Below are 12,539 nucleotides of genomic sequence, written 5' to 3' on the forward strand. Positions count from 1 at the left end.
ACATGACTCATTTGTTCTCGCTTGCTAAAACGGCACCTGTCCTTCCCCCGGAGGGCGAGTACTGGATTGCCCCAGGTGCCGTTCTGATCGGCAACGTTCACCTCAAGCGCGAGGCCAGCATCTGGTTCGGCACAGTGTTGCGAGCCGACGACGACATCATCGAGATCGGCGAACGCAGCAACGTCCAGGACAACTGCGTACTCCATGTCGATGCCGGGTTTCCGCTGACGATCGGTGAGGACTGCACGATTGGCCACAAGGTGATGCTGCATGGCTGCACCATCGGATCGAACACCTTGATCGGCATGAGCTCGACCATCCTCAACGGAGCGAGGATCGGCAGGAACTGCCTGATCGGCGCGAACACGCTAATCACCGAAAACAAGGTCATCCCGGACAATTCCTTGGTCATGGGTGTCCCGGGTCGTGTTGTCCGGGAGGTCGATGACGCCGGCGTGCAGAACCTGACCGAGGGTGCGGCTCTTTACGTCAGGCGCTGGCGCCGGTACGTGCGTGAGCTGGCACCTGCCTCGGGAGATTTCTGATGAAGCGGGGAGCCACGACGCAGCTGCCCCGGCCGCGTACCCTGATCCACCCCGGCCGGTTCAACCCGGTCCGCATCCAAAGCCTTCGCTCTTCCAAGGGGCGGCATGTCCGACTGGCGCTGTTGCCCGGCGTGAGCCTTTTCGACGGCCTCGGGAAGCCACTGGCGGATATCGGGATTACGTCTGCCTCGACGACAATACTCGGCGGCTATTTCGAGGGCGTTCAGTATTGCGTGGCGCCTCGCGATCAGCAGGGGCGGGCCGTGATCGCCTATTCCAAACCAATCCCCGCCGGCCGCACGTACATGATCTTCGGCAATGCGACGCTGGGAAAGAGCATCAATGGCTCGCCGCTCGTGCATTGCCATGCCGCGATCCGCACCGAAAGCGGTGAGGTCAAGGGTGGTCACATCCTGACGGAGACCTGCATCGTCAGCCGCGATCCGATCCCGGTTCTCGTCACTTCGCTCGATGAATTCGAACTCCGGCAGGCCTACGATCCCGAGACGAACATTCCGCTTCTTCAACCGTACAAGGAATCGATCAATGGGTGAGATGATCGCCGTCGAGAACGGCTCAATGGGTCGCGTGGCCTACGCGAGGATCGCTCCCAACGAAGATCTCGTCCAGGGCGTGGAGAAGCTGTGTCTCGCCGAAGGTTTCAGAAACGCATTCGTGCGTGGCGCGCTGGGCAGCCTCGTTGATGCCTGCATGGGCACGATCGATGGCAAGTACCTCCAGATCCAGGGTCCCGCCGTGGAAATCGTCAGCCTAGCGGGCGAGGTACGCCTGGGCGAGGACGGCTCACTCAGAGCAGCACTCACGGGTGTCGTGGCGGACCCGGAGGGGAATGTCTACGGCGGACCTTTCGTCGCCGGCTTGAACCCGATCTGCATGACGTTCGAGGTCACCCTTGAGGAGTGGCTTCCTGCGAAGTGAACGGTTAGCGCCGCAGCGGTAGCGCCTACGGCATTAGTCTTGGGAAATGGAGCGGAGATCAATGGCTGATCGTCTGAAGGGCAGGAGTGCCATCGTGTTCGGGGCAGGGTCCTCAGGGCCGGGATGGGGAAACGGCAAGGCCACTGCCACCGCCTATGCACGGGAAGGGGCACGCGTGGCCTGCGTCGACCTGGTACAGGAAGCCGCGGAGGAAACCGCATCCATTATCGCGGGTGAAGGTGGCGAGGCCATAGCTGTTGCGGCGGACGTCACCGACACGGGCTCGGTTGCGAGCGCGGTAACGCAGGTCGTCGAGCGTCTCGGGGGCATCAGCATCCTGCACAACAACGTCGGCGTCACCCATATGGGCGGGCCGGTCGAGCTCAGCGAGGAGCAGTTCGAGGCCGCGCTTAAATTGAACATCGGCCCTATCTACCGCACGGCGAAGGTCGTCATACCGCACATGCTGCGTCAGGGCGGCGGCGCCATCGTCAACATCTCCTCCCTCGCGGCGATCCGATGGACGGGCTATCCCTATTTCGCCTACTACGCCACCAAAGCGGCGGTGAACCAGGCCACCGTGGCGCTCGCCATGCAATATGCCCGCCAGGGCATCCGCGCCAACTGCATCATGCCCGGCCTGATCGACACCCCGCTGATCTACCGGCAAATCGCCGGGCAATACGGTTCCGTGGAGGAGATGGCGGCGGCACGCAACGCGGCCGTTCCGGTCGGCAGGATGGGAACCGCCTGGGACATCGCTAATGCCGCCGTGTTCCTAGCTTCCGATGAGGCGCAGTTCATCACGGGTGTCTGCCTGCCTGTGGACGGTGGGCAGAGTTGTGCCGTCTCAGAGTTCCGTTGAGGGAGGATCCCGATGGCATTTGCAACCACGAGCGACGGCGTACGGCTCTTCTACGAATCCACCGGAACGGGCACGCCCATCGTGTTTGTCCACGAGTTCGGCGGGAATCATTGGAGCTGGGAGCCTCAGGTCAGCTACTTCTCGCGCAGGCACCTTTGCGTCACCTTCTCGGCCCGCGGCTATCCGCCGTCGGACATTCCCGAGGATGTGGAGAAGTACTCCCAGGCCTGCGCGGCCGATGACATCATCGACATCATGAACGCAGCCGGCATTGACAGGGCCCATGTCGTCGGCCTCTCGATGGGGGCTTTTGCCTGTCTGCATGCCGCTCTGCGCTATCCGGATCGCATTCGGTCCGCCGTCATCGCAGGAGCGGGTTACGGCTCGGAGCGGGAACATCAGGAGTTCTTCCGCCGCAATTCCGAGCAGGTGGCGCGAGGCTTCGAAGAGCGTGGCGCGCGGGCGTTTGCCCCGGTCTACGGGGAGAGCGCCTCGCGGGTGCAGTTTCAGGAGAAGGACCCACGGGGTTGGCAACTCTTCGTAGAGCGGATGGCGCAGCATTCCGACAAGGGTGCTGCCAATACCATGCGCGGCGTGCAGATGCGACGGCCATCGCTTTATGACCTGGAGGCCGAGTTGGCGGCTCTTGCGGTGCCGCTACTCATCGTCGTCGGCGACGAGGACGATCACTCGATCCAACCGGGTATCTTCCTGAAGCGGACGATACCGAGCTCCGGTCTGGCCATGCTTCCGAAATCCGGTCACACCCTGAACCTTGAGGAGCCGGCGCTGTTCAACCAACTCCTAACGGAATTTCTCACGCGGGTGGAGGCGGGGCGCTGGGGAGCCCGGGACTCGCGGGCCGACCCGCGGCAGATCATGCGGACCGATCTAGGGCTGCGGGAGGAGGGCCGATCATGAGACACATCGATCATCCGGGTCCGGCTGCTGCGGAGCGTTTTGCCGCCGTGGCGGGAGAGGCGATGCCGATCCGGTTCGTGCTGGAGCCCGGTCTGACGGTCGACGAGGCAGTTGCGGCAGGCATGAGGGGGAGTGGCTGCATCGGCGGCTTCGTCGAATTCCGGGGCGGCCGCTGCGAACCATTCCGATATGTGATGCCTGCCGCATCGTCCGATCCGCGCTATGTGGCCTGGTATAGCGAGACCTTCGAACCGGCCGGGCCGGTGAATGTGACCCGCGCCTGCGCGATCGTCGGCGTGCGGGACGGAAAGACCTTTCTCCATTGCCACGGCGTCTGGGACATGGGCGAAGGGCGGCGGATGGGCCACATGCTCGCTCCCTTGTCTAGAGTCGCGGAGCCCATCGAGGTGGCAGGCATCGGGTTCAGGGATGCGACCTTCGAGGCCACGCCCGACAGGGAGACGAACTTCACCCTCTTCGAACCGGTTCAGTATGCTGGAAAGGGCTCCTCAACGACAGGCAGGCAAGTACTGCTTGCGAAAGTGCGTCCCAATCAGGACGTCAGCCTTGCCATCGAGGAGATCTGCATACGGCAGGGAGTTGCAAGAGCCAATGTCTATGGGATTGGCAGTTTGAATGGCGTGCGCTTCGTCGACGGAACGCGGGTGGAATCACATGCCACAGAGGTCCAAATCCGCGACGGCCACTTCAAGAGTGAGGACGGGCACGGGCAGGCACGGCTTAACCTTGATGTCGTCGACATGGACGGAATGATCACCTCTGGAGAAATTGTTCACGGTGATAATCCTGTATGCATCACTTTCGAGCTTGTGATTGAGGAAATCGGGCGGTGAAGCAGCTGTTGGTGCTTCGACTCCTCGATTCTGAGAATTCTCGAGAGTAACGACTTCTCCCGCTTGCAGTGTGAACAGCGAGAATTGCTGAGTATTGGGAAATTTTCGGAGTTCGATCTGAAGCGAGCATCTCATAGATATGCGCGCCAACATGCTGCTGCCACATGGCAGCAGCATGCAGCCTTCATCGAGCCTTAGAGATAAGCTGTCGACAGCGCCGGAATCATAGCGATGACGAGGAGCCCAACGAAGAGCGCGCCGATGTAGGGCCAGATGGCACCCATGGCTTCATCCGGCGAGACGTTGCCAATCTTGCAGGCGATGTAGAACCCGATGCCGATGGGCGGTGCCATCAGGCCGACATTCATGGCCGTCACTACCACCATCGAGTAGTGGATATCGTTGATCCCGAGAGTCTTCGCGATCGGGAACATGATTGGAGCCATCAAGACAATGGCCGGCAGCCCTTCGAGCACGCATCCGAGCACCATGAAGACCGCAATCGTCACGAGCATGTAGGTAACCCAGCCGCCCGGCAGGTCGGTGACCAGTGCGGCCATCTTGAAGGCGAAGCCGGTCTGGGTCAGTGCCCAGGCCATGGCAGAGGCCGTGCCCAGGATAATCAGGATAGCGCCCGAGAGAGCCGCCGTCTCGACGAGCATGTCATAAATCTTGCCGGGACGGATGCCGCCATACAGCACCATGCCGATGATCAGGGCATAGAGGACCGCGATGGTGGAGACCTCTGTGGCCGTCGCCACGCCGCCACCGACCGCGCTGCGGATCAGGAAGGGCAGCACCAGGGCTGGAGTGGCCACCGCCAGCGCCTTGCCAATCACCCGAAGGGGAGCCCTACGGATTCCTTCCATGACTTCGCTACGTGCCTTCCAGCGTGCGAGGATGGCGAGCACCACGAGCAGCACCATGGCGATGACGAAGCCGCTCGTGAACAACCCGGCGATCGACACGCCGGCGACCGAGCCGAGCACGATCAGCACGATCGAAGGCGGCACCGTGTCGGCCATGGCCGCACCGGTCGCCAAGAGGGCAATCATTTCCCTGGGCTTGTGCCCGCGCCGCTTCATCTCCGGAAACAGCGCCGGGGCCACGGTTGCCATGTCCGACACCTTCGAGCCAGAGATGCCGGAGACCAGAAACAGCGAACCGAGTAGCACATAGGACATGCCTGCCTTCACGTGCCCGAGCAGCGAGGCCAGGAACTCGACGATGGCCCGGCCCATGCCGGTGGCGTCCAGGATGCAGCCAAGGAGCACGAAGATCGGCACCGACAGCAGGATCAGGCTCGACATGCCCTCGTCAATTCGACCGATCATCACCATGGTCGGGACCGAACTGGTAAAGGTCAGAAAGGTGAGTGCACCAAGCCCGAAGCAGAAAGCAATCGGCACACCAATGGCAAGGAAGAAGGCAACAAAACCCACAAGGAAGATGAGGATGTTGATATGGCCGAGCGAGGGTAGGGACGGGGAGGCAAGCCACAGCAGCGCACCTGCAACTGCGATGACCGCCGCTGCCAGCGAGATTTCAAATGCCTTGGCAGCACGCACCGTCTCCCTGAGTGCCAGGAGCGCCATCAGGCCGATGCCGACCGGAAGAGCGGCCACGCGCCAACTCATGGGAATATTGAGTGCCGCCGAGGTGATGTAGGATTCCTCGATGACGTACTCGATGGCAGGCCACAGCATGCCGACCAGAAAGACCGCGACGAGAAGCGGCCCAAGCGCGCCGAAGAAGCCACGCAGCCTTTCCGGAAGCATATGAAGGAAGAGGGTAAGTCGGAGGTGCTCATTGCGGTCGATAGCGATGACAGCACCAAGCATGGCAAGCCAGAGAAAGCAGAAAGCGGCTGCCTCGTCGACCCAGACGATGGGAAGAGCGAGGATATAGCGCGAGGTGACGCCCATCAAGAGGAGCCCGATGATCACCACCAGGGTGACGGAAGCAATCACCTCGACGGGCTTGAGGAGCGCTGACCCGCTTTTCAGACCGGTCGGCATGTCCTCGATTTCACCGACGCCGATGCTTTCTGCCATCGTCATTGTCTCCTCCGTCGCTCTTGGCTCAATTTGGTTATTGTTGTTCGGTGTTGTGGGCGCTCGTCGTCAGGGCAGATTTTCCTTGAAGACGACTTCGACACGCATCGGGTTGGGCTGCTTGCTGGGCTTGTGCCCCTCCCGCAGGTCGCGGAACAGGGCAGCGCATTTGGCGATGGTGTCTTCGGCGCTTTGGGTGATCACAGCATCCATTGTTCCATCGAGCAGGAACTCGCGGGTATCGCTGGTCAGCCCGTGGCCGACGAAGACCACGTCCTTCTCGCGCCGTGCATCCTTGAGCGCACGGCCGATGCCGGAAGCGCCGCCACCGATATTGTAGATCCCGTCCAGATCAGGATGATGGGAGAGAAGCGCCCGCATCTGCCGGTAGTTGAGCGCCTCGTCGTCATGTCCCTCGCGCAGGCCAACCACTTCAATGTCAGGATAGAGTTCCTGCAGGATGTCGAGGAAGCCCATCTCGCGCTCTCCATGAGCGCGGTAGCTGAGACTGCCGGCGATCATGGCAACCTTGGCCGGCCGTTTGGCGATGAAGCGTGCAAGAAGATAGCCTGCCATACGCCCTGCAGCCCGATTGTCGAGGCCGAAATAGGCTGTCCGCGTTGGACTGGCGACATCGGAGATCAGCGTCACCACGGGCTTTCCCGCAGCGGTGATGCGATTGACGGCTTCACGCACCACGGGATGCTCAATCGCCATGAAGGCTATACCGTCCGCATGTTTGGCATGTCGGTGCAGCGTCTTCGCGAGCAGGTCGGGATTGAAGCTATCGATATACTCGATAGTCGGCTTGATCGAGAAGCGTTCCAGCTGTGGCGCCATCTCGCTGATCATGCGGCCGAGCATGGTGATGTAACGGTTCGTGCCTTGGGGAAGAATGAACGAGATCTGCGCGAGCGGCCGCACCTCCCGGATCCGCTCGTCGCTCTCGTCCACGTAGCCGAGCTCAGCTGCGGCCTTCATAACCCGCTTGACAGTCGCCGCCTTTACACCCTGTCGGCCGTTCAGAACCCGGTCGACGGTGGCGGTGGAGACATCAGCGAGGCGCGCGATGTCCACGATGGTGACGCGCCGGTTGTAGGATGGAAGATCAGCCAGAACACCCATGTTGTTACATCAAATTAAATCAAAATTATGATTTGACCGCATCATTTGTATGACGGATTTTTTCATTCGGAAAGAGTAAAACATCTTTTCGGGAGAAATGACGCCATGACCATCAGCCGAAGGACGCTTCTCAAAGGCATCGGAGCTGCTCCGGCCGCCGTTAGCCTCTTCTCAATTCCACGCTACGCTCATGCGGCCGAGATTACGCTGCGCTATGGCAACAACCTGCCCCTCAGCCATCCTCTAAACATCCGGGCCAAGGAAGCTGCCGACAGGATCGCCAAGGAGACGAACGGGCGCGTTGAGATGCTGATATTCCCTGCCAACCAGCTTGGCGGCGATACGGATATGCTCTCCCAGGTGCGCAATGGCGCTCTGACTTTCTTCACCCCTTCGGCGCTGGTGATCGCCACCCTTGTTCCAGTCGCAGCGATCAACGCAGTGGGCTTTGCGTTCAAAGACTACAACCAGGTCTGGGCTGCCATGGACGGCCCCGTTGGAGCCTTCGTACGCAAGGCGATTGCCGATTCCCGGTTGCACGCACTGGAAACCATGTGGGACAACGGCTTCCGCCAAATGACCACGAGCGGTGCGCCGATCCAGAGCGCCGGCTCGATGAAGGGCCTGAAGATTCGGGTTCCGGTGAGCCCAATCAGCATCTCGATGTTCTCCGGTCTCGGAGCTGCGCCGGCCAGCCTGCAGTTCAGTGAGGTCTACACGGCGCTCCAGACCAAAGTGGTCGACGCACAGGAGAACCCGCTGCCGATTATCCAGGTGGCGAAGCTCTACGAGGTGCAATCCTCTTGCGCGCTCACCAACCATATCTGGGACGGCTACTGGTTCATCGCCAACGGGCGCCAGTGGGCGGGAATGCCGGGAGACGTGCAGGAGATCGTCTCACGTGCCATCAACGAGGCGGGCCTGAAGCAGCGGCAAGACATCAAGACTCTCAACGAGTCAGTGCAGGCTGATCTCCAGAGCAAGGGGCTGTCTTTCAACCAGTGCGATACGGAAAGCTTCCGTGCGAAACTGCGCGAAGCCGGCTTCTACAAGGAATGGAAGCAGAAGTTCGGCCCAGAAGCCTGGGGTCATCTTGAGAGCGTCGTCGGAACACTCGCCTGACGTGTGCTGTGCGATCCAACGGAAATCGTCGGATCTTCATCTTCTTCGGGCGCGGATGAGAAAGCCGCGCCCTCATCAGATATGCAGGTAAGGTATGAGCCGATTTCTCGGAGAGATCAGGCAGGCTGGCTATGTCGTCGATGACATTGAAGCCGCCATGGATTATTGGTCGCGCGTTCTCGGCGTGGGACCCTTCTTCTATAAGGAACAGGTTCCGATCGAGAACTACATGTACCGTGGCGAGTGTTATCGACCGCACAATTCCGTGGCGCTCGCCAATTCCGGTCCGCTCCAGATCGAGCTTATTCAGACCCGCAACGATGCTCCCTCTATGTACCGCGACTTCAAGCAAGCTGGTCATAGAGGGCTGCAGCATGTAGCCTACTGGACCGAGAGTTACGATGCCGATTTGGAACGGCTGATGAAGCATGGTTTCGTTCCGGCGATGAGCGGTGAAGTCGGCGAGCGTGGACGCTTCGTCTATTTCGACACCGAGTACCATCCCGGTACCGTCATCGAGCTGTCGGAAGTCGCCGGGCCGAAGGGCAAGATGTTTCAGCTGATCAGGGAGGCGTCCGAAGGGTGGGACGGACGCGATCCGGTCCGGCCGTTCCCTGATCTTTCCCAGCTCTGAGGTCCCTCATGGTTGATGCACATTACGAGGCGACCTACCTCGTCGAAACGCCCCTGCCGCTTGAGACAGTGGCCGAGGTTATGGCGGGCGAGCAGTCCTGCGGAACCTTCACCCGAGTCGAGGGCGAGACCGACGAACTGCGCGAGCGGGCCCGTGCTCATGTCGTCGCGATCCGGGATCTCGGTGAGGTCGCACAGCCCTCCGTCCGCAGTTCCTGGCTTGACCGCAAGGGCCTCTCGGCACCCTCGCGTCGTGGCGAGGTCGTCGTGCGTTTTCCGGTCGCAAATGTCGGGGTAAATCTGTCGACGCTTGCCGCGACTGTGGCCGGCAACCTCTTTGATCTCGGCGAGGTGACCGGCCTGCGGCTTGAAGCCCTCAAGCTGCCCGGCACCTATCGAAAACAATATCTTCTGCCGCAGCATGGCATTGCAGGAACCCGACGCCTGACCGGCGTCGCTTATGGTGCACTCATTGGATCGATCATCAAACCGAATGTCGGACTCCGTTCTGAGGAAATCGCAACGCTGGTGGAGCGCCTATGCGACGCTGGTCTCGACTTCATCAAGGATGATGAGATTGCCGCCAATCCAGTCCACTCCCCCCTGTCTACCCGCATTCCAGCCGTGATGGCTGCAGTGCGCCGTCATCAGGATCGAACCGGCAAGCACGTCATGGTCGCGTTCAACATCACGGACGAGACAGATGCTATGCGACGGCATGCGGACCTAGTGGCGAAAGAGGGTGGAACATGCGTCATGGCCAGTCTGAACTGGTGCGGATTCTCCAGTATCGAGACCTTGCGGCGCAGCAGCGATCTGGTGATTCATGGCCACCGTAATGGCTATGGCGCGTTCTCGCGCCACCCCGCTCTCGGTATTGGCTTCCATCCTTACCAGACGCTCTGGCGCCTCGCCGGCGTCGACCACATGCATGTGCACGGCCTCGGGGGTAAGTTCGCACAAGCCGATGATGAGGTGGCGGAGAGCGCAAAGGATTGTTTGACATCGCTCTGTGAGGCGGATGACCGAGTCATGCCGGCTTTTTCTTCCGGACAATGGGCTGGAACGGTCGAGCAGACCTATCAGGCCGTCAACACGTCTGACCTCCTCTTTATGGCAGGTGGTGGGATCATGGCCCATCCAGGCGGACCTGCGGCAGGCGTCGCGAGCATCCGCGAGGCTTGGCGGGCTGTGGAGGCTGGGGAGAGCGTTGACAGCGCACGCATCAAGCATCGCGCACTTGCGGACGCGTTCAGCTTTTTCTCCAAGCATTGAGGGATGAGGCTGCCATGACACCGTCCTATGGATGGTACGGAGACGACTTCACCGGAGCGACAGATACGCTCGCGACCGTGGCACGCCTCGGCCATCGAGCCTTCCTCTTCCTGCGGGTTCCAGATCCGCAGCAACTGGCGCGCGTCGGAGACCTCGATGCTGTTGGTATTGCGGGTGCGGCCCGCACGATGACGCCCGATGAAATGCAGGCTGAACTCGCGCACGTTGGGGCTTTCTTCCGCCATCTCAGTGTCCGCATCCTGCATTACAAGTGCTGCTCGACCTTCGACAGTGCGTCGTCACGCGGAAATATAGCAGCTGCATCCGCAATCCTGCGTGGATATATGACCCACGAAACCGTTGCCATAATCGGAGGTCAGCCATCGCTTGGTCGCTACTGCGTCTTCTCCAATCTGTTTGCATCGTTCGGCGTTGATGGAGGTGTTTTCCGGCTTGATCGCCACCCGACCATGAGCCGGCATCCATCTACGCCCATGACCGAAGCCGATCTACGGCAACATCTCGCTGCTCTTGGCATGCGGGATATAGAGGCAATTCACTGGCCGCTGCTGGCTTTGAACCCAGAGGTCATCGACGCCGAATGGCAGCGCGTGTCGAATATGGCATCTGCGGTGCTGCTCGATGCGCTCGACGAGCAGCATGTAGACGCCATCGGTCGCTTGCTTCGAGTGCAAAGCCGGCACCATTCTCTCTTGGCCGTAGGGCCGAGCAGCGTCGCCCAAGCCTTCTTCGAAGAAAGGGAGGTGTTGCTAAGGCCTCCGCAGATATCTATGGATGGGCCTGTGCTTGCTTTCGTGGGAAGTCTTTCTCCCACGACAAGATTGCAGATGGCGGCCGCGCAATCTTATACACGTCTGACAGTTGATCCCGAAAGCCTCCTGTCGAGTGCAGATGCGCGAGAACGAATGATTGAGAAAGCAGCGGCTGCGCTGGCTCAAGGCGAGCACGTCATGCTCTCGACGGCTCCTGACGCAGGCGATGCTCCGCATTCTGCAGCGGCCGATCTTGCAACCGCGAGTGCCTCCTTGGTCGACGAGGTTCTCAAGCGTCATCCTGTTCGGCGGCTGGCTGTTGCCGGCGGTGATACATCGAGCCGGATTGTCGGCCATCTCGGCTACTGGGGTCTGGGCTATCATAGCCAAATCAGCAATGGAGTTGCGGTCAGCCTAGCGCGGAGCGATGACCCGTCCCGTGATGAGATGCTTGTGATGCTCAAAGGTGGCCAGATGGGCCACGAGGATTTGTTCGAGACATTCCTGCACGATGAAGCGGGTGCGTGAGCAACAGGGCTCGGTCTCACCTTTCAGCATGTGGAAGAGAGAAGGTCTGCAACTTGCACTCTTGAGACGTTAGGGTTTGGTCTGCTTCGACACTCAAGTGTCGCCATTTGTTAAGCGGCGGGAACGTGAATTTTGACCCCGAGGAGACACTAGCTGGATCTGTTGCGAAGTTTTCGGTAACTCAGTTCGGCATACGCCTCCGGCCAACGGCGAAGGTGCATGATGTTCAAGGGCAGGCATTTTGATCGCTCTGTGGTCCTGCTGTGCGTCCGATGGTATCTCGCTTACAGCCTGAGCCTGCGATATCTCGAGGAAATGATGACTAAGCGAGGCATCTCCGTTGACCACAGGACCATCCATCGCTTGACTGCCCACTATGCTCCGCTCCTGATGGAGCAGTTAAATCGCCGTGTTTTGCCCCCTTTGACGGGCTCCAAAGCTCAAGCGAGTTTGGACCGCAGAGGCCGTTATGCCGAAAAAGAAGCACACCCCTGAATTAATCGTGGAGGGCAGCCAGGGCAGTGGCGAATCGCGTCTTAGCTTCGCGAGGGTCACGGGTTCTAAGGGAGGCTTTTACGGCTTCACCGGCTTTTGCCTGGACCGTCTCATCACCCACTGGAATGTTGAAGGTTTGACCCTTTACCATCGTTGTCAGGTCGGTAGGAACCCTTACGCGGATATAGAAGACGCCAGTCTTAGGATCTTTCCAGGGGGAAGCCATCTTGAGAACCATGTGTACCGCCCTTGTGTACAGGTGAGGCGGTCTCAAGTGCTTGTTTAATAACAAGTCCTTGGTCTCTCAAGGAGGTCGATGGTGCTGCCAGAGAGGATCGAACTCTCGACCTCTCCCTTACCAAGGGAGTGCTCTACCACTGAGCTACGGCAGCGCGCCAACGAAGAGGGCC

The 12,539-nt window shown here is 60.2% G+C and carries 12 protein-coding genes, 1 tRNA gene and 1 pseudogene; 11 read left to right on the forward strand and 3 right to left on the reverse strand.

The features are described from left to right. Positions 1–2: 2 nt before the first annotated feature. From E4K09_RS00105 to E4K09_RS00130, 6 genes are all read left to right on the forward strand, one after another. Positions 3–545 (forward strand): gamma carbonic anhydrase family protein, encoded by a 543-nt coding sequence (locus tag E4K09_RS00105; RefSeq protein ID WP_134494058.1) that lies wholly within the window; start codon positions 3–5, stop codon positions 543–545. Continuing rightward, complete coding sequence (locus E4K09_RS00110; protein ID WP_134494060.1) at positions 545–1,099, forward strand: PPC domain-containing DNA-binding protein; 555 nt, start codon at positions 545–547, stop codon at positions 1,097–1,099. The genes E4K09_RS00105 and E4K09_RS00110 overlap by 1 nt, the downstream gene beginning before the upstream one ends. Continuing rightward, positions 1,092–1,484: a PPC domain-containing DNA-binding protein gene (locus tag E4K09_RS00115; protein ID WP_244610289.1), complete on the forward strand. Its 393-nt coding sequence runs from the start codon at positions 1,092–1,094 to the stop codon at positions 1,482–1,484. The genes E4K09_RS00110 and E4K09_RS00115 overlap by 8 nt, the downstream gene beginning before the upstream one ends. Positions 1,485–1,545: 61 nt before the next feature. Further along, positions 1,546–2,349, forward strand: a complete 804-nt coding sequence (locus E4K09_RS00120) for an SDR family NAD(P)-dependent oxidoreductase (protein ID WP_134494062.1) — start codon at positions 1,546–1,548, stop codon at positions 2,347–2,349. 12 nt (positions 2,350–2,361) lie between these two features. Further along, positions 2,362–3,270, forward strand: coding sequence for an alpha/beta fold hydrolase (locus E4K09_RS00125; protein WP_134494064.1), 909 nt, complete (start codon positions 2,362–2,364; stop codon positions 3,268–3,270). After that, the gene (locus tag E4K09_RS00130; protein ID WP_134494066.1) at positions 3,267–4,124 is read left to right on the forward strand and encodes a PPC domain-containing DNA-binding protein; all 858 of its coding nucleotides are present in this window, start codon (positions 3,267–3,269) and stop codon (positions 4,122–4,124) included. Before E4K09_RS00125 ends, E4K09_RS00130 begins: the two co-directional genes overlap by 4 nt. A gap of 194 nt (positions 4,125–4,318) precedes the next feature. On the opposite strand, the gene E4K09_RS00135 is transcribed toward E4K09_RS00130, so the two are convergent. Next, complete coding sequence (locus tag E4K09_RS00135) at positions 4,319–6,142, reverse strand: TRAP transporter large permease subunit (protein WP_425293797.1); 1,824 nt, start codon at positions 6,140–6,142, stop codon at positions 4,319–4,321. Between the two features lie 105 nt (positions 6,143–6,247). After that, positions 6,248–7,303, reverse strand: coding sequence for a LacI family DNA-binding transcriptional regulator (locus E4K09_RS00140; RefSeq protein WP_134494070.1), 1,056 nt, complete (start codon positions 7,301–7,303; stop codon positions 6,248–6,250). Positions 7,304–7,408: 105 nt separating this feature from the next. On the opposite strand from E4K09_RS00140, the gene E4K09_RS00145 reads away from it, so the two are divergent. The 5 genes and pseudogenes from E4K09_RS00145 to E4K09_RS00165 all read left to right on the forward strand — a co-directional run. Then, entirely contained in the window at positions 7,409–8,425 is a 1,017-nt protein-coding gene (locus E4K09_RS00145) for a TRAP transporter substrate-binding protein (protein ID WP_134494549.1), read from the forward strand. Positions 8,426–8,519: 94 nt separating this feature from the next. Beyond that, complete coding sequence (locus tag E4K09_RS00150; protein ID WP_134494072.1) at positions 8,520–9,059, forward strand: VOC family protein; 540 nt, start codon at positions 8,520–8,522, stop codon at positions 9,057–9,059. A gap of 8 nt (positions 9,060–9,067) precedes the next feature. After that, positions 9,068–10,333: a ribulose-bisphosphate carboxylase large subunit family protein gene (locus E4K09_RS00155; RefSeq protein ID WP_134494074.1), complete on the forward strand. Its 1,266-nt coding sequence runs from the start codon at positions 9,068–9,070 to the stop codon at positions 10,331–10,333. A 14-nt stretch (positions 10,334–10,347) separates the two neighbouring features. Further along, entirely contained in the window at positions 10,348–11,634 is a 1,287-nt protein-coding gene (locus E4K09_RS00160; protein ID WP_134494076.1) for a four-carbon acid sugar kinase family protein, read from the forward strand. A 222-nt stretch (positions 11,635–11,856) separates the two neighbouring features. Further along, a pseudogene (locus tag E4K09_RS00165) lies at positions 11,857–12,045 on the forward strand (IS6 family transposase); the annotation flags it as partial. A gap of 401 nt (positions 12,046–12,446) precedes the next feature. Here the strand turns inward: E4K09_RS00165 and E4K09_RS00170 are convergent. Continuing rightward, positions 12,447–12,521 (reverse strand) — tRNA-Thr (locus tag E4K09_RS00170). Positions 12,522–12,539: the final 18 nt, after the last annotated feature.

Origin of the sequence: Microvirga pakistanensis, assembly GCF_004458765.1 — a bacterium.
GTDB lineage: Bacteria > Pseudomonadota > Alphaproteobacteria > Rhizobiales > Beijerinckiaceae > Microvirga > Microvirga pakistanensis.

Excerpts from the sequence above, each read along its gene's own strand:
- E4K09_RS00155 (WP_134494074.1), top strand. The coding sequence starts at position 9,068 with ATGGTTGATGCACATTACGAGGCGACCTACCTCGTCGAAACGCCCCTG.
- E4K09_RS00105 (WP_134494058.1), top strand. The coding sequence starts at position 3 with ATGACTCATTTGTTCTCGCTTGCTAAAACGGCACCTGTCCTTCCCCCG.
- E4K09_RS00160 (WP_134494076.1), top strand. The coding sequence starts at position 10,348 with ATGACACCGTCCTATGGATGGTACGGAGACGACTTCACCGGAGCGACA.
- E4K09_RS00130 (WP_134494066.1), top strand. The coding sequence starts at position 3,267 with ATGAGACACATCGATCATCCGGGTCCGGCTGCTGCGGAGCGTTTTGCC.
- E4K09_RS00125 (WP_134494064.1), top strand. The coding sequence starts at position 2,362 with ATGGCATTTGCAACCACGAGCGACGGCGTACGGCTCTTCTACGAATCC.
- E4K09_RS00110 (WP_134494060.1), top strand. The coding sequence starts at position 545 with ATGAAGCGGGGAGCCACGACGCAGCTGCCCCGGCCGCGTACCCTGATC.
- E4K09_RS00135 (WP_425293797.1), bottom strand. The coding sequence starts at position 6,142 with ATGCCGACCGGTCTGAAAAGCGGGTCAGCGCTCCTCAAGCCCGTCGAG.
- E4K09_RS00145 (WP_134494549.1), top strand. The coding sequence starts at position 7,409 with ATGACCATCAGCCGAAGGACGCTTCTCAAAGGCATCGGAGCTGCTCCG.
- E4K09_RS00120 (WP_134494062.1), top strand. The coding sequence starts at position 1,546 with ATGGCTGATCGTCTGAAGGGCAGGAGTGCCATCGTGTTCGGGGCAGGG.
- E4K09_RS00115 (WP_244610289.1), top strand. The coding sequence starts at position 1,092 with ATGGGTGAGATGATCGCCGTCGAGAACGGCTCAATGGGTCGCGTGGCC.
- E4K09_RS00140 (WP_134494070.1), bottom strand. The coding sequence starts at position 7,303 with ATGGGTGTTCTGGCTGATCTTCCATCCTACAACCGGCGCGTCACCATC.
- E4K09_RS00150 (WP_134494072.1), top strand. The coding sequence starts at position 8,520 with ATGAGCCGATTTCTCGGAGAGATCAGGCAGGCTGGCTATGTCGTCGAT.